Consider the following 15188-nt stretch of genomic DNA (forward strand, 5'->3'; position numbering starts at 1 on the left):
CGCGCTCCGGCTTTTTGTTTCGACCGAGCCATCGCAAAAAGAAAACGCCCGCGGCAAGCCGCGGGCTTTTTCTTTTCATTGGTCGTGTCGATTACAATTGCGGCACGATGATCAAGCGTTCGACAGGGTTTCCTTCGATGAAATGCGACTGCACGATCTCGTCTATATCTTCCGGCGTGCGCGGCGCATACCACACGCCTTGCGGATAGACGACCATCAGCGGGCCGGCGCGACAAAAGCCGAGACAGCCCGTCGCCGTCATCGACACGTCCGGAAGAGGCTGCGCTCCGAGCTTCGCTTGCAGGCGATCCCACAGCGGCTTGGCGCCCGATGTCGTGCAGCTGCCGCGCGGATGTCCCGGCGGACGCTGCTGGAAACAGGTGAACACATGATATTTGAATACGACAGGAAGTTCTTCGAGCATTTTCTATTCCTGGACTGTCGATTTCGTCCGGCCCTCAGGCCGCGGCGTCCGCCTTCGAAACGGAGACGGGTCGGCCGGTGAGACCCAACACGAATTCGGCGAGCGGCGTGTCGATGCGCTCGATGTTCTGTTCTCGGAGGAATTTCGTTTCGTTCTTCGTCAGGCTTCCCTCGATGACGGCCCAATGGCGATCGGAGGAACGTTTCATGATCTGGCGGGCGAAATTCCGTTCGAGCTGCGTGGAGAAGCGGCAACCGAGGAAAAGGAAGTTGCGGCCTTTTCGGACCGTTTGCACGGTTTCGGGGATCGGCGTCTGAATGTCGATCTCTGTCAGAACTTCGACATAGTCGGAGTCCGACACGATGTAATTGGCGGCCGGCGTGACCGAGCCGATCGGCTGATAGAGCAGCGTGGCCCAAGACAAGGTCTCTTCCGGCGCCTCGGCGGGAGCCTTCGCGCCGGAACCGTCGCGCAGGAACTCCTTGTTGGGGACGAGGGAGAGGTCGGAGCGGAAGTAGTTCACCCAATAGCCGAAATGCTCGGCTTGCGACACGCCTTGCACAATGCCCCAGCTCTTTCGCGCCACCAGCGCCTTTTGCGGAAGATCGTCGTACCAGGCGTTGACGAGGAGCGGCAGACTCGGCTGTTCCGCGAGCCATTTGTGCAGAACGCTCGGCTCGGGCGTCTGCTCGAAAGCCTTGCTCATCACCGCGGAGATGGTTTTGCGGTGCTTGAAGTTCTCTATGTATTGCGCCGCGGCGGTCAGATTGTTGCGAATCTTGTGCGGCACGGTCGCAGCTTTGGTCAGCTGCACGACCAATTCTTCGGGTGAGGCGGGAATTGGGGTCCCGTCCGTCGCCAGCGTCAGCACGCCGGGTCCGAGATAGGGAATCACGAGGCCTCGCTCAAACCCCGTTTTGATTTCGCTCAGCACGTGTGTTCTCCTCTCGTCGAACCCGGTGGCATTATCGGTCACTGAAGCGAGGCGCTCTTGACCGTATCGAGTTCTTCGGGCGTCAGCTTGAAGGCGCCGCGGCCGCCGGACAGAGCCATGTAGTCCATGGCGTAGGTGTTGCTCAGCTTGTCGAACCACTGCTGACCGGACAGGCTGGCGGGCCGCTCGCCGATCTCGTGGACCGAGCCGTCATTGTAGAAACGGACGTGGATCACGACAGATTTATCGCTCATTTCGATTCCCCTCCGGTTGTCAGCGACCCGAGTCGAAGCCCAGCAGCTCGACCGTGACGTTTTCAGATCCGAAATTGGATTGGCAAGCGAGACGCGACTTCGAGCCGACGCCGACGATCGAATCCAAACGCTCGTTTTCGGCGCGCGTTGTCTTCGACAGGCTCTTCTTTCCCTCCTGGACGAAAACATGGCATGTGCCGCATTTGGCCTCTCCCCCGCATTTGCTGGGAATGCTTTCCCCAGCCGCGAGTATCGCATCCAGAAGTCTGCTGCCCGGCTCGGCCTCGATGGTTTTGCCTGACGGCAGAATGGTCAGTACCGGCATGTCGTTCACTCCTCCTTGCCAAAGGTCCTCACGACCTTCGTCCAGCAAGTTTCGAACCACTCTAAATTACGGGACGAGAAAGCCGCGCAAACGCGCGGATTCCCGGAAATCCCGCAGAAAAACGTCAGTTTTGGAGAGTTTCGCGTCGCGCGCTCGAAATTTCGAACCGGCCGGCTCTGTCATCGCGTCCGTTTTTGGACAATGACGCGGGAAAAGTGGACGCGCCGACGGCGAGGCCGGCGCGTCTTTCTAAAGATAGATCGCCGCGCCCGCGCCCACATTGATCGACGCGTCCTTCATCGTGCCGACGATGAAGGCGACCTGATTTTCCGTGAGATGCGCATGGAACGGCAGGGCGACGGCGCGATCCGCGACCTTCTCGGTCACGAAGAAATTGCCGCGACGATAGCCGAGGTCGAAATAGTAGCGCTGCAGATGCAGCGGGTGAGAATAGGCCGCCGCCTCTATCTTTTCCGTATGCAGGTCTTCGATGATCTGGTCTCGGCTCGAGCGAGAGAAGCGCGTGCCCAGATGGACGACATAGAGGAACCAGTGAACCTCGTCGACATCCGGCGCGATGTAAGGATCTTTGATCCCTTCGAAGGACTTCACATATTGATAGAACCAGCGCTCGACCCGGGTCCTGCGCGCGAGCAGCAGCTCGAGCCGACGAAATTGCGCGAGGCCGAGCGCCGCGGTGATGTCGCTCATCGCCGCCTGCATGGGCGGATAGGCGCCGAGCACGACGGAAGAGCGCTCCGCGATCCTGCGGCTGCGCAGATTGCGGATCGTCGCGGCCCGATCGTCGTCGTCGGTCACGATCATTCCGCCTTCGCCGCAGGCGATGACTCCGGGCTGCGAGAAATCGAATACGGCGCAATCGCCGAAGGAGCCGACGAGCTTGCCCTTGTAGACCGAGCCGATCGCCTCCGTCGAATCTTCGATGAGAAACAGCTTCTTCGCGTCAGCCAACTGCCGAAATGGCTCCCAGGGCGCCGGGTGGCCGTTGGTGTTGCCGGCGACGATGGCCTTGGTCCGTTCGGTGATGACGGCGTCCGCTTTTTCGGGCGCGAGCGTGCCGGCCCAATAATCGATGTCCGCGAAGACCGGCCGCGCGCCGGCCAGCGCGATCGCATGCGTCGTCTCGCGGAAGGAATGCGCCGAGGCGACGACTTCGTCGCCCGGCCCGATCCCATAGCCCCTCAGCGTCAGCATTAGGCCGATCGTTCCGCTGGAGACCGCGATCGCATGCTTGCGGCCGAGATAGCTGGCGAATTCCGCCTCGAACTCCTCGACCTTGGGTCCGGACGAGAGCCGAGGCGAGGTGATCGTCTCGACGACCGCGTCGAGATCGCTCTGGGCGAGGTCCGGATCATTCAGCGGCAAAAAGGTCGTCTGCATCCGCTCTCACCTTTTCGGGGCAACAACCAATCCTGTGGCGATAGAAGGATCGGAGGTGATCTTGACGCAATGATCGCGCCCGTCGATCAGAAAGAGATCGCATTTCTCATAGCTGCGAAACGGCGTCTCGTCCTGAATGTCCGCTTTGTCGCAGCGCATCGCGCTCAGGCCGGGCGCGACTTGCTTCAGAGCGGAAACGGCCGCCTGATCGGCGGCCGCCGTCGCGAGCGTCGCATCGATCGCCTCGAGTTGCTCGGTCGCGATCGGCATTTTTCAGTCTCCACTTACTTTCTTCGCTTCGACCGTGATGGGAAGCGAAGTCTCCGCCGCCATTTCGGGCAGCTGAAGAATCCAACCATTGGCGAGGGTCACCGTGCCGCCCCACAATTGGGGGCTTTCCTGCTCGACGATCGGCTCTTCGAGATCCTTCTTCGGCACATAGGCCGAAAGAACACCGTCGGAGCCTCTGCGGATCATGACTTTCACATTGCGCCTCGCTGTTAGATTTACCCAAATCGTTTAGCAATGTTCATACCGCGAGTCGTGTGAAAAATCGCCGCGTCACGCCGGCTCGATCTCCTCCTCGAAGCAGCCGATCACCAGCTTTTCGGAAAACTCCACGATGTAGATCGGCGTGTCGGTCTCCATGTGCTGACCGATCTGGACGATCTCGCCGGGATCGCCGGCCTTGACGAGGAGCGCTTCCGGCTCATGGCCCGGATGGGAGCCGTCGTTGAACAGATCGACGGTGGCGCGCACGCGCATTCCCCAGTCGTATCTTCCGCCGCTCATCGGGCCGCCTCTTCGGTGACCACTTCGACAGGCTCGAGCTCTTTCTTGCGCATGCCTACTTTATAGCCGGTCTCGACGAATTCGACGCCATAAATGTAGAACTGCTGCAAAAATGTGCCGATGCTCGACACATAGCCGATCTCGCCCTTCTTCACGAGAATCTCGCCGACGTCCTTGCCGGGAAAGGTTCCGTCGTTCCGGACCACTTTCTTCGATTTGACCTTCTCGCCATAATTGAAGGCGGGCGGGTCGTTGAGCTCGACGGAGCCGTCGTCACGGTTGATATTGCTCATATCCGTTCCTCGATCTGGCTGTGGTTGCGCTCGAAAGACTTCCCCCGGACGGGTCCGGCCTTTTTCCGAGACGCGCTTCGGCCGTTTCCCTGACAATCGGATCTTCGTCCGATAAAAGCGGCTCGATGCCGGAAAGTGAGGCGCGCCGCGCCACCTCATAGCGAACGCGCCAATCCGCATCGCCGATGAGGTCGGGGAGCTGAGCGGCGTCGAGCCTCTGCGCCGCCTCGAAGCGGACGCCCGCGTCGGCGTCTGTCGTCATGCGTTTCAGCGCCTGCGGCGAGATGCGCTTCGCCACGACCCGCCGGACCTCGACATCGTCGTCCTCGATCATCAGCACGAGGAGATCGGGCGAAATGCGTCGGGCGACGACCTGGCGCACATAGTAATCGCGATCCTCGATCATCGGCAGAAGATCGACTGGATCGAGCCGATGAGCGACCCTGATCCGCACTTCGCGATGCGGGTCATTGCGCAGCTTCAGGAGATAGCGATCCGGCAGCCTCCGCGCGGCGCTCCAGCGAACCGCCTCTTCGGGATCGTCGAGCAGCGCCGGCAACAGAAAGATCTCGGCCGCCTTGGCGGCCCAGGCGCGCACTTCGAAATAGGGGTGCGTCAGATAATGACGCGCGAGTTCGGGATTCCAGTCGAAGAACCGATCGATGCGGCGCGCATAGCGGTCGAAGACACAGGCTCTGAGCGGCTTGCAACGCTCTTGCGCCAGCAGCTCATTATGCGGACAGGCGCCGCAATCGACGGGAACGCCGCGCCAATCGATGGCTTCGTCGATTTCGTCAGTCGACATCGTCGGCCTCCATTTCCGCAAGAACGGAAAGGAGAAGGGTCGCCCCGACCTTGTCGGTCGGATCGAGCTCCAGGAGCTTTTGCGCGGCCTCGCGCCCTTCCTCATATTCGCCGAGGCGCAGCTGCAGATAAGCATAGCCTTTGAGAACGAACATGAAGAAACGCGGCAGAACCGCTTCGTAATTGGCGAAATCGGCGTCGCCCTTACGCACGTCGCGCCAGTCGAGCGGCAGAGAATTGTCGATCGCCGCCCGAATGAGACAGGTTCTGGCGATCTCGAGAGTGTTTTGGAGCCGATTTTTGTAAAAGTAGAATCGATAGAGGCCGATCAGCACAGCCACATGATCGGGAGCCAGCCGGCGCGCCTCGAACAGATGCTGCTCGGCGATGTCGTCGAGATGATAGGACAGCGCCGCTTCGCGGAGATGGCGCTCGGCTTCCGCCGGCAATCCGGCCCCGAACACGGGAGAAGAGAGAATTTCGTCTCCCGTATCGAAAGCCTCGCTGCGTAGAGCGCCATCTCCGTTCAACATAAAGCGTCCCTATCCACTCACGCCACGGGAATCTCCGGCAGCTCGACGACGCTCTGCGTCGAGGAGCATCCGCAAGCCTTCGCCTTGGGATCTATGAAGGAAAAGCCAGTGGAAGTGGCCGTCTCCTTGAAGTCGATCGTCACACCGTCGAGCAGCAAGCGGCTCTGCGCCGGCAGAAACAGCTTGAAGCTCGGGAAGTCGAACGCCTGCTCGCCATCGCGCGGGGCCGGCTGCACCGAGAACTCGGCGCTCATTCCCGAGCATCCGCCCGGAGAGACCATGAGGCTCAGCCCGTAGCCCGGACCGCCGTCGAACATGACGAGGCGACGGATGAATTTTTCCGCGGCGGGAGTGAATTGGATATTCATGCCGCGCCCCCGGCAGCCTGGTAACGCGGGAGAGACGTGTCGATGACGCAAGTGTCGTCGACCGGGCAGACCGCGACGCATTGCGGCACATCGAAGTAGCCGATGCACTCGGTGCACTTCTTCGGATTGATGACGAAAGTTCCGTTCTTCTCGGAGATCGCCACATTGGGGCATTCCGCTTCGCACGCCGAGCAAGACGTGCATTGCGAAGCAACGATCTTATAGGTCATTTGCTTGCTCCTCCATCTCATCGTCACTGAGCTCGAGAGTCGCCGACTCTAGAAACTCACATTCTCTGCGTATTCGCGGTTTCGATCGAAACGCGCGCCGCCGGGCGGCGCGCGCTTCGATCTTCGCGGATACTGGTCGATCCGCGTCAGGCCGTGATGTAGGCGCCCTGACGGATCGTGGCGTCGCCGCGCTCCTTATGCTCCATCTCGCCGCTGTTCACCTTGTCGAGATAGCGCTTGAAGTAGGTGATCGCAGACTGCTCGATGAACTCGAAGGCGAATTCGTCGACCGGATCGATGCCAGCCTTGAGCAGGTCGTTCTTCGGGCAGCCGCCGATCTTGGCGACGAACACGGCCGTGCAATCATTGATCGCGCGGATGATCGTCTCGAGGCTGTCCTCCTCGCCATAGCCGCCCTGGCAGTAGAGGTCGACGCGGCGATGACCGATGAACTTCGCGCCCTTGGTGGAGAGCTCGTAGATCTGGAACTCCTTCGCATGGCCGAAGTGCTCGTTGACGCGGCCCGAGCCCTTGGTCGCGACGGCGATCAGGATCTTGATGTCCTCATTGCCCTCGCCGGCGAGCGTGTTGAGCTCGGCGTTCTTCGCCGCCGCAACCTTCTGACGCTCGATCTCGACCTGCGCCTGGTAAGCCTGGCGCGACTCGAGATCATAGGTGACTTCCATCGCCATGATCTTGTCGGTGGTGAACTCCGCGCTGCGATCCTCGCCGAGCAGGCCGACCGCGTCGGCGCGGCACTGGCGGCAATGGCGCATCATGTTCATCTCGCCTTCGCAGCTGTCCTGCAGCGCCTTCAGCTCCTGAGCCGTCGGGCCGCGCTGGCCGTTGAGGCCGAACACGGTGCCGTGCTCGGGCGAGGAGATGAGCGGCATGATGTTGTGCAGGAACGCCCCGCGCGACTTCACCGCCTTGTTCACCTCGACGAGATGCTTGTCGTTGATGCCCGGGATCATCACCGAGTTGACCTTGCAGAGAATGCCGCGCTCGGTCAGCATCTCGAGGCCGCGCATCTGGTGCTGCGTCAGGATCTCGGCGGCCTCACGGCCGAAGATGCGCTTGCGGTTCCAGAAGATCCACGGATAGATCTGCGCGCCGATGTCCGGATCGACCATGTTGATGGTGATCGTGACGTGATCGACATTGTATTTGGCGATCGTGTCGACATGCTCGGGCAGAGCGAGGCCGTTCGTCGACAGGCAGAGCTTGATGTCCGGCGCCGTCTGCGAGATCAGCTCGAAGGTCTTGAAGGTCTTCTCCGGATTGGCGAGCGGGTCGCCCGGGCCGGCGATGCCGAGAACGGTCATCTGCGGGATCGTCGACGCGACAGCCAGCACCTTCTTGGAGGCCTGCTCGGGCGTCAGCTTCTCGGAAACGACGCCGGGACGCGACTCGTTGGCGCAATCATACTTGCGGTTGCAGTAGTTGCACTGAATGTTGCACGCCGGAGCGACGGCGACATGCATGCGCGCATAGTGGTGATGCGCCTCTTCGCTGTAGCAGGGGTGGTTCTTGACCTTGTCCCAGATTTCCTGCGGAAGGTCGTTCTCGCCGGCGCCCGAGCCGCAGCTCGCCTTGCCGCTGCCGCCGGAGGTGCCGCAACCCTTGTGCTCGGCGACCTTCTGCATCACATCGTCGATCGATTGAGCCTGACCGACGTCGATAGTTTCGGTAGAAAGAGATTCCATGTTCGGTTCCTCACGAGTTGAAGAGTTTCAAACCCTTGCGGAACGCAGTCGCGACATATCCGTCTGCCATTGCGCCGGCGCTGTCGCGGAAGCGGTGTCCGGACACGAGGTTCGCAACAAGCATGCCATGCGAGAATATTTCTCTAACAACTTGAAATTATAAGACGAGTTTCATTTGTTTGGAACCTGTCCAGATACCGACACATGTCGGAAAGCGCCTCAGCAGCCTGTCGATAACGCGACACTTTGCCGCCGGCGCCTCCTGCCTTCGGACGAGGCCGCCGCTCGGCGTCGCCGGCGCTTTCGAAGGGACGATCCGAGCATCTCCCTGCGGGGCCGGAGCGGCCGAGCGACGCCGCTCGGAGCGCGCGATCGGGCCGGCCGCGTGGCGCGACATTTGCCTGCGGGCGCGGCATGAACGACCTCACTCGCGAAAACGATCTCGTCGACTTCGGCGAACTCTCGCCTGCCGTCAACGAACTCTTGCAAAAAGGCGTCCTCGCCCATCGGACCGACCGGGCGCGCGCAGACGAACTGTTTCGGGAGGCGCTGGAGCTCTCGCCCCACGAATTGCCGGCCTACTACTGCCTCTATAAGATTCACACTTATATGGGGAACTTGGATTTCGCCTGGATCGTCGCAAATCAAGGGCTCGCGGAAGCGACGCGACAGGCGGGCTGGCCGCTCGATCCACATCTGTGGCCGCCGAAAGAAACGGCGCCGGGCTCGCCGGAACGCTTTGCATTGTACACATTAAAGGCTTTGAGCTTCATCCAGTTGAAGCGGGGCAACAAGGCGCAAGCGATGGAAAACCTCGCGATTTTGAAGGTTCTCGATCCGCAAGGATACGTTGGCTGGACCGTGATATTCGAGCTTGCCCAAGGCGTTGCGTAAAACATTGAGACGAAGGCGCGCAGCGCTCTCGGTTCGGGCCAAGGTTTTGTCACGGTAACGGCACGTTAGTTGCTAATCATTCCAGGGTGAACGATCGATTCCCGCGCAACGTCAGGCACGTCGATGGGATACGAAGCTGGAAGCGGCATGAACACGGCTCAGGCTCGCGCGTTCGACCCGAGCGAATCTGCTCTCGTCGGAATCTACGAAATCTCGAAACTCTTGGCGTCTCCCAATCGTCTCGAGAAAACGCTCGCCGGCGTTTTGGCGCTCCTGTCGAGCTTTCTCGACATGCGCCACGGCCTCATCGCCCTGCTCGATGCGCATGGCGACCCAGAGGTGGTCGTCGGTTCGGGCTGGAGCGAGGTCAACGCCAAAAAATTCTTCGAGCATCTCCCCGAGCGCGCGGTCGGCCAGATCGTGGCGACGAAGATGCCGCTCGTCGTCGAGAATGTCGCCGCCTCGCCGCTCTTCGAGGGAACGGACCTCTCCGAATGGGGGCCGACGGATGGGCGGCCCTTCTCGCTGATCGGCGTGCCGATCAAGGAGGCCGACGCCGTCGTCGGCACCTTGACGGTGGACCGCGTCTATAGCGACCGCTCCTCCGTGCGTTTCGATCGGGACGTCCGCTTCCTGACAATGATCGCCAATCTGGTGGGCCAGACCTTGCGGCTGCACAAGCTGATCGCGCGGGACCGCGAGAGGCTGATGCAGGAGAAGGCGCGGCTCGAGAAGGGCGACCGGCCGGCGCATATCGAGGCCCGGTTCGACGGGATCAAGGGCATTGTCGGCGAGAGCCCGGCGGTGCGCGCGGTCGTCGACAAAATCCGCATCGTCGCCAAGGCGAAGTCGACCGTGCTGCTGCGCGGCGAGTCGGGCACCGGCAAAGAATTGTTCGCCGCGGCGATCCACAATCTCTCGCCGCGCCAGAGCAAGCCTTTCGTCAAGCTGAACTGCGCCGCTCTGCCCGAGAGCGTGCTCGAATCCGAACTATTCGGCCATGAGCGCGGCGCCTTCACCGGCGCGGCGGCCTTGCGCAAGGGTCGTTTCGAGCTCGCCGACGGCGGCACGCTGTTCCTGGACGAGATCGGCGACATCACGCCGGCCTTCCAGGCCAAGCTCTTGCGCGTGCTGCAGGAGGGCGAGTTCGAGCGTGTCGGCGGCACGCGGACGATGAAGGTCGACGTGCGCTTCGTCTGCGCGACCAACCGCAATCTGGAAGAAGCGGTTCAGAAAGGCGAGTTCCGCGCCGATCTCTATTATCGCATCAGCGTCGTGCCGATCTTCCTGCCGCCGCTGCGCGAGCGCAAAGGCGACCTCGCGCCGCTCGCCAATGAGTTTCTCCGCCGTTTCAACAATGAGCAGAACGTCAATCTGACGCTCTCCGAATCGGCGATGGAAGTGCTCAACGAATGCAGCTTCCCCGGCAACATCCGCGAGCTCGAGAATTGCGTCTATCGCACGGCGACGCTCGCCCGCGGCGACGCGATCGCCGATAGGGACTTTTCCTGCCGCAACGACGGCTGCCTGTCCTCCGTGCTGTGGAACGGCTCGCGCGAGTCGACGATCGGCGGCCTCCATGCGCCGAGCTTCACGCCGCTTCCGATCGTGTCAAAGCCGCAGCCGCCGGCGCCCCCTCCACGGCCCGCGGCTCCCGTTCGCCCTCCTGTCGAGGAGGCGGCTCCGGTCAGCGCGGCCGCGCCGGCCGCCTGTCCAGGCGCGGAAAACTGTACGGTCATTGAGAGCGACCACCGCTCGGATCGCGACAAGCTCATCGAAGCGATGGAACAGGCGGGATGGGTGAAGGCCAAAGCAGCCCGCCTTCTCGGCCTCACGCCTCGACAAATCGGCTATGCGCTGCAAAAATACGACATTCCGGTGAAGAAGTTCTGATTCGAGGAAAGAAGACGGCTCGCCAATGGCCGCGGAACCAGAAAGCCTGAGCGACGACCCGCTGGACTGGCGAGGGCGTCCCATCCGCTGCAGGGAGTGCTCCCATGTGGCGCTGAACCTCGAAGGCCTGTGCCGCAAGGGTTCAGCCTGCGTGCGCGACCGCCGGGCGAGACGCGTCGATCTCTTCTTCCGCGGGCATCCTCATCTGGCGGATTCCTATCTCGATCACGCCTATTTCGAAGTGCGCGCGCGCGCCGCACGATATGCTTCCGTGTTGCGGCTGCCGCCGCTGCTCGACGATCCCGAGCCCGAGGTGCGCGCCACCGCCGCCTCGCGCCTGCCGGCGTCGCGAGTCGCCCGGCTGGTCCACGATCCCGAGCCGCGCGTTCGGATCGTGGTCGCCAACAGGCTCGAAGGCGCCGCTCTGCTCGCCATGTATTCGGACCCGGATTATCTGGTCCGCATTCATGTCGTCCGCAGGCTTTCGCCCGATCTGCTCCCGATCGCCGTTCGCGACGAGGATCCCGAGGTGCGGCGCTGGGTGGCGCGACGCATCCCGGTGGAGAAACTGCATCTTCTCGTCAAGGATTCGGAGCCGCTGGTGCGCCTCGTCGTCGCCGAACGCCTGCCCGAAGATCGGCTCGACGCCATGAGCAAGGACGAAGATTTGCGCGTCCGCTTCACCGTCGCCGAGCGCTGCTCCCCGGCTCTGCTGCAATCTTTCCTCGAGGACGAGGACGAATTGGTGCGCGCCTGCGCCAAGGCGCGGCTGGAAGGCGCCTGACCAGCCGAGACGAGCGCGCCTTCCATCGACAGCCGGTCTGCTCGAAAAAAAAAGCAATCCAGAGCCTTGATCGGCCCCTGGATTGCGTGGTCGAAATCGAGATTGTCGGACCCGTCAGACGGGGCGGTTCTCGTTGCGGTTGCGCACCGGGCCCATCACTTCCAAGCCCTTCTCGAAGGTGATCTTCTCGAACTTCTGGTCGAAGGCGATGCCCGCATTGGCGACGGCGTCGATCTTGCCGGCGGTCGACAGCTTCTTCAGATCGTTCTTCTCGATATAGAACAGCTCGAGCAGCTCGTTGTAGACTGTCGATTCGTCGATCGGCAGCACGTAGTAATTGATGCCATCGAGCTCGACCTGATATTTGCTGAGCAGATCGATATTGTTGGCGAAGATGAAATATTTGCCCGTGGGGCTCAGGAGGTTCTTCAGCACTTCGTGGACGTTGCCCAGATGCTCGAAGGAGAGGACCCACTGCGCGAAGAAGTCGAAAGTCGGCTTGGCGGCCTCCGCAACCGCGATGACCTGATCGGAGCAGAGTTCCGGCGGCCGCGCCTCATCGGCGAACTGCTGGGCGAATTTCAAGGCGAGCTTGCCGCGGAAGCCGAAGCGCCCGGGCTTTTCGGTCGGGCCCTTGTGAACCGGGCTCAGCAGCCGCTTCTGCTCTTCCAAAGTCGCGAACGCCGTTTCAGTGATGCTTGTCATGTTGATTGTCCGGATCGTTACGTAGCCAATCCGCCAGTTTGGCGAAGTTCTGCTTCAGGGTTTCACGCAGTCTCACATCATCGACCACCTCTTCGAGCGCGCCCGTCATGCAGGCCATCCACGCGTCGCGCTCGGCCGGCCCGATCGCGAAACCCATATGACGCATGCGCAATCGCGGATGTCCCCGCTGTTCGGAATAGCTCTTCGGCCCGCCCAGCCATTCGGCGAGATAGAGCTTCAGAACCGCCTTTGTGGGACCGAGGTCGGCCGCATGCATCGCGCGAATTCCGCGCGCCTGCGGCAGCACGTCCATATTGCGGTAGAACGTCTCGACGAGACGATCGATCGCAACCTGGCCTCCGATGACGTCGAATGCGGTCTTTGTCGTTTGCACGGCGTCCATTGTCATGTCTCGCGAGCTAGCAATTCATATGCCGAGGCATTCGCCCATAGGCTCCTTCTGCGACGCGCGCCATAGGACCGCGGCGAAGCCGCGCGGGCGAGAGGGTCGCCCCGATTTCGCCGCCGAACGCGCATAAAGAGGCAGGGCAAGGCGCAATATTATGCATTCCAGCTTTCGGCGCCCGAATTTCGGCGCCGTGCGCCCTTGACATCGCCGGGGGCGGCTCCCTATCTCACCGACAGCTCGTTGGCACTCGCCCGCGGCGAGTGCCAACGAGCATTTTACGCAATCTTTCGCCCGCGCGCTCCGGCCGGGCTGTAACGAAGGAAGACGATATGGCGTTCCGTCCCCTCCACGACCGGGTCGTGGTCAAGCGCCTCGAGAGCGAGGACAAGACCAAAGGCGGCATCATCATTCCGGACACCGCGAAGGAGAAGCCCGCCGAAGGCAAGGTCATCGCCGTCGGCCCCGGAACCCGCGACGAAACCGGCAAGCTCGTCGCCCTCGACGTGAAGGAAGGCGACCGCGTGCTGTTCGGCAAATGGTCCGGCACCGAGGTCAAGATCGACGGGGAAGATCTCCTCATCATGAAGGAAAGCGACATTCTGGGCGTCGTGGTCTGACGCGCCCCGCCTTTCCCGACATTTTCCTATTCCAACGGAGCTGAACGACAATGGCAGCCAAGGACATCCGTTTCTCCTCCGACGCGCGCGACCGGATTCTGCGCGGCGTCGACATCCTCGCCAATGCTGTGAAGGTCACGCTCGGCCCCAAGGGCCGCAACGTCGTCATCGAAAAGAGCTTCGGCGCTCCCCGCATCACCAAGGACGGCGTCACCGTCGCCAAGGAGATCGAGCTCGCCGACAAGTTCGAGAATCTCGGCGCCCAGCTCGTTCGTGAGGTCGCCTCCAAGCAGAACGACACCGCCGGCGACGGCACCACGACGGCGACCGTCCTCGCCGCGGCCATCGCCCGTGAAGGCGCCAAGGCCGTCGCGGCGGGCCTCAACCCGCAGGATCTGAAGCGCGGCATCGACCTCGCGGTCGAGGCGGTCGTCGCCGATCTGAAGAAGAACTCCAAGAAGGTCACCTCCAACGACGAGATCGCCCAGGTCGGCACCATCTCGGCCAATGGCGACTCGTTCATCGGCCAGGAGATCGCCAAGGCGGTGCAGAAGGTCGGCAATGAGGGCGTGATCACGGTGGAGGAGGCCAAGAGCCTCGATTCCGAGACCGTCATCGTCGAGGGCCTGCAATTCGATCGCGGCTATCTCTCCCCCTACTTCATCACCAACGCCGAGCGTCTCGTCGCCGAGCTCGAGGACCCCTACATCCTCATCCACGAGAAGAAGCTGTCGACGCTGCAGCCGCTGCTGCCGATCCTCGAGGCCGTGGTGCAGACCGGCAAGCCGCTGCTCATCATCGCCGAGGACGTCGAGGGCGAGGCGCTCGCCACGCTGGTCGTCAACAAGCTGCGCGGCGGTCTGAAGATCGCGGCCGTCAAGGCGCCGGGCTTCGGCGATCGCCGCAAGGCCATGCTCGAGGACATCGCGATCCTGACCGGCGGCCAGGTCGTCTCCGAGGATCTCGGCATCAAGCTCGAGAGCGTCACGCTCCCGCTGCTCGGCAAGGCCAAGCGCGTGCGCATCGACAAGGAGAACACGACGGTCATCGACGGCGCCGGCGAGAAGAAGGACATCGAGGCCCGCGTCGCCCAGATCAAGGCGCAGGTCGAGGAGACCACCTCGGACTATGATCGCGAGAAGCTGCAAGAGCGTCTCGCCAAGCTCGCGGGCGGCGTCGCGGTGATCCGCGTCGGCGGCGCGACCGAGGTCGAGGTGAAGGAGAAGAAGGACCGCGTCGACGATGCGCTGAACGCCACCCGCGCCGCGGTGCAGGAAGGCATCTCGCCCGGCGGCGGCGTCGCCCTGCTGCGCGCCATCGCCGTTCTCGGCGACGTCAAGGTGGCCAATTCCGACCAGAAGACCGGCGTCGAGATCGTCCGCAAGGCGATCCAGGCTCCGGCCCGTCAGATCGTCGACAATGCCGGCGGCGACGGCGCGGTCGTGGTCGGCAAGCTGCTCGAGTCGAAGGACTACAGCTTCGGCTATGACGCTCAGTCCGGCGAATATGGCGATCTCGTGAAGCTCGGCATCATCGACCCGACCAAGGTCGTCCGCACGGCCCTGCAGGACGCGGCTTCCGTCGCGGCGCTCATCGTCACCACCGAGGCGACGATCACCGAGCAGCCGAAGAAGGACGCCGGCCCGGCGCTGCCGCCCGGCGGCGGCATGGGCGGCATGGACTTCTGATCGCCGTTCCAGAAAGACGAAGAAGGCCCCGGAGCGATCCGGGGCCTTTTTCATATCCGCCGCCGCGCCGGGCGCGAGCCGCGACGATTGCGCCGTTGCAGGATCGAGCGTCCTCGTCTAGCATGATCGCGTTA

At 62.4% G+C, this 15188-nt stretch carries 21 protein-coding genes; 5 read left to right on the top strand and 16 right to left on the bottom strand.

Features of this window, described 5'->3' with window-relative positions:
* Positions 1 to 91 precede the first annotated feature (91 nt).
* From Mspo_RS01725 to nifB, 14 genes are all read right to left on the bottom strand, one after another.
* Complete coding sequence (locus Mspo_RS01725) at positions 92 to 424, bottom strand: ferredoxin (protein ID WP_159726217.1); 333 nt, start codon at positions 422 to 424, stop codon at positions 92 to 94.
* A gap of 34 nt (positions 425 to 458) precedes the next feature.
* Positions 459 to 1358: an SIR2 family protein gene (locus tag Mspo_RS01730; RefSeq protein WP_159726218.1), complete on the bottom strand. Its 900-nt coding sequence runs from the start codon at positions 1356 to 1358 to the stop codon at positions 459 to 461.
* A gap of 38 nt (positions 1359 to 1396) precedes the next feature.
* Entirely contained in the window at positions 1397 to 1612 is a 216-nt protein-coding gene (locus Mspo_RS01735; protein WP_159726219.1) for a hypothetical protein, read from the bottom strand.
* 19 nt (positions 1613 to 1631) lie between these two features.
* Positions 1632 to 1937, bottom strand: a complete 306-nt coding sequence (locus Mspo_RS01740) for a 2Fe-2S iron-sulfur cluster-binding protein (protein WP_159726220.1) — start codon at positions 1935 to 1937, stop codon at positions 1632 to 1634.
* A 249-nt stretch (positions 1938 to 2186) separates the two neighbouring features.
* A complete protein-coding gene (locus Mspo_RS01745) occupies positions 2187 to 3338 on the bottom strand; it encodes a DegT/DnrJ/EryC1/StrS aminotransferase family protein (protein WP_159726221.1) in 1152 nt (383 codons plus the stop codon).
* Positions 3339 to 3344: 6 nt separating this feature from the next.
* The gene (locus tag Mspo_RS01750) at positions 3345 to 3608 is read right to left on the bottom strand and encodes a hypothetical protein (RefSeq protein ID WP_159726222.1); all 264 of its coding nucleotides are present in this window, start codon (positions 3606 to 3608) and stop codon (positions 3345 to 3347) included.
* A 3-nt stretch (positions 3609 to 3611) separates the two neighbouring features.
* The gene (gene nifT / locus Mspo_RS01755; protein WP_159726223.1) at positions 3612 to 3824 is read right to left on the bottom strand and encodes a putative nitrogen fixation protein NifT; all 213 of its coding nucleotides are present in this window, start codon (positions 3822 to 3824) and stop codon (positions 3612 to 3614) included.
* A 75-nt stretch (positions 3825 to 3899) separates the two neighbouring features.
* A complete protein-coding gene (locus Mspo_RS01760; protein WP_159726224.1) occupies positions 3900 to 4130 on the bottom strand; it encodes a nitrogen fixation protein NifZ in 231 nt (76 codons plus the stop codon).
* Entirely contained in the window at positions 4127 to 4423 is a 297-nt protein-coding gene (locus Mspo_RS01765; RefSeq protein ID WP_159726225.1) for a nitrogen fixation protein NifZ, read from the bottom strand. Before Mspo_RS01765 ends, Mspo_RS01760 begins: the two co-directional genes overlap by 4 nt.
* On the bottom strand, positions 4404 to 5228 hold the full coding sequence (locus tag Mspo_RS01770; protein WP_159726226.1) for a 4Fe4S-binding leucine-rich repeat protein: 825 nt from the start codon (positions 5226 to 5228) through the stop codon (positions 4404 to 4406). The genes Mspo_RS01765 and Mspo_RS01770 overlap by 20 nt, the downstream gene beginning before the upstream one ends.
* Complete coding sequence (locus tag Mspo_RS01775; RefSeq protein WP_159726227.1) at positions 5218 to 5760, bottom strand: hypothetical protein; 543 nt, start codon at positions 5758 to 5760, stop codon at positions 5218 to 5220. Before Mspo_RS01775 ends, Mspo_RS01770 begins: the two co-directional genes overlap by 11 nt.
* Positions 5761 to 5777: 17 nt before the next feature.
* The gene (locus Mspo_RS01780) at positions 5778 to 6128 is read right to left on the bottom strand and encodes an iron-sulfur cluster assembly accessory protein (RefSeq protein WP_159726228.1); all 351 of its coding nucleotides are present in this window, start codon (positions 6126 to 6128) and stop codon (positions 5778 to 5780) included.
* Positions 6125 to 6358, bottom strand: a complete 234-nt coding sequence (locus Mspo_RS01785; RefSeq protein WP_004448253.1) for a 4Fe-4S binding protein — start codon at positions 6356 to 6358, stop codon at positions 6125 to 6127. The genes Mspo_RS01780 and Mspo_RS01785 overlap by 4 nt, the downstream gene beginning before the upstream one ends.
* 146 nt (positions 6359 to 6504) lie before the next feature.
* Complete coding sequence (nifB, locus tag Mspo_RS01790) at positions 6505 to 8064, bottom strand: nitrogenase cofactor biosynthesis protein NifB (protein WP_159726229.1); 1560 nt, start codon at positions 8062 to 8064, stop codon at positions 6505 to 6507.
* A gap of 414 nt (positions 8065 to 8478) precedes the next feature.
* On the opposite strand from nifB, the gene Mspo_RS01795 reads away from it, so the two are divergent.
* From Mspo_RS01795 to Mspo_RS01805, 3 genes are all read left to right on the top strand, one after another.
* A complete protein-coding gene (locus Mspo_RS01795; RefSeq protein ID WP_159726230.1) occupies positions 8479 to 8958 on the top strand; it encodes a hypothetical protein in 480 nt (159 codons plus the stop codon).
* Positions 8959 to 9105: 147 nt separating this feature from the next.
* Positions 9106 to 10851: a nif-specific transcriptional activator NifA gene (gene nifA, locus Mspo_RS01800; protein ID WP_159726231.1), complete on the top strand. Its 1746-nt coding sequence runs from the start codon at positions 9106 to 9108 to the stop codon at positions 10849 to 10851.
* A gap of 25 nt (positions 10852 to 10876) precedes the next feature.
* Complete coding sequence (locus Mspo_RS01805) at positions 10877 to 11635, top strand: 4Fe4S-binding leucine-rich repeat protein (protein WP_256366334.1); 759 nt, start codon at positions 10877 to 10879, stop codon at positions 11633 to 11635.
* A gap of 114 nt (positions 11636 to 11749) precedes the next feature.
* On the opposite strand, the gene Mspo_RS01810 is transcribed toward Mspo_RS01805, so the two are convergent.
* Both Mspo_RS01810 and Mspo_RS01815 read right to left on the bottom strand, forming a co-directional pair.
* The gene (locus tag Mspo_RS01810) at positions 11750 to 12340 is read right to left on the bottom strand and encodes a hypothetical protein (RefSeq protein ID WP_159726232.1); all 591 of its coding nucleotides are present in this window, start codon (positions 12338 to 12340) and stop codon (positions 11750 to 11752) included.
* Positions 12324 to 12743, bottom strand: coding sequence for a group II truncated hemoglobin (locus tag Mspo_RS01815; RefSeq protein WP_159726234.1), 420 nt, complete (start codon positions 12741 to 12743; stop codon positions 12324 to 12326). Before Mspo_RS01815 ends, Mspo_RS01810 begins: the two co-directional genes overlap by 17 nt.
* Before the next feature lie 335 nt (positions 12744 to 13078).
* On the opposite strand from Mspo_RS01815, the gene groES reads away from it, so the two are divergent.
* Positions 13079 to 13366 carry a co-chaperone GroES gene (gene groES, locus Mspo_RS01820; RefSeq protein ID WP_159726236.1) on the top strand — a complete coding sequence of 96 codons (288 nt, stop codon included), beginning with the start codon at positions 13079 to 13081 and terminating at the stop codon, positions 13364 to 13366.
* A 50-nt stretch (positions 13367 to 13416) separates the two neighbouring features.
* Entirely contained in the window at positions 13417 to 15054 is a 1638-nt protein-coding gene (gene groL, locus Mspo_RS01825) for a chaperonin GroEL (RefSeq protein WP_159726238.1), read from the top strand.
* Positions 15055 to 15188 lie beyond the last annotated feature (134 nt).

Origin of the sequence: Methylosinus sp. Ce-a6 (assembly GCF_009811655.1) — a bacterium.
Lineage (GTDB): Bacteria > Pseudomonadota > Alphaproteobacteria > Rhizobiales > Beijerinckiaceae > Methylosinus.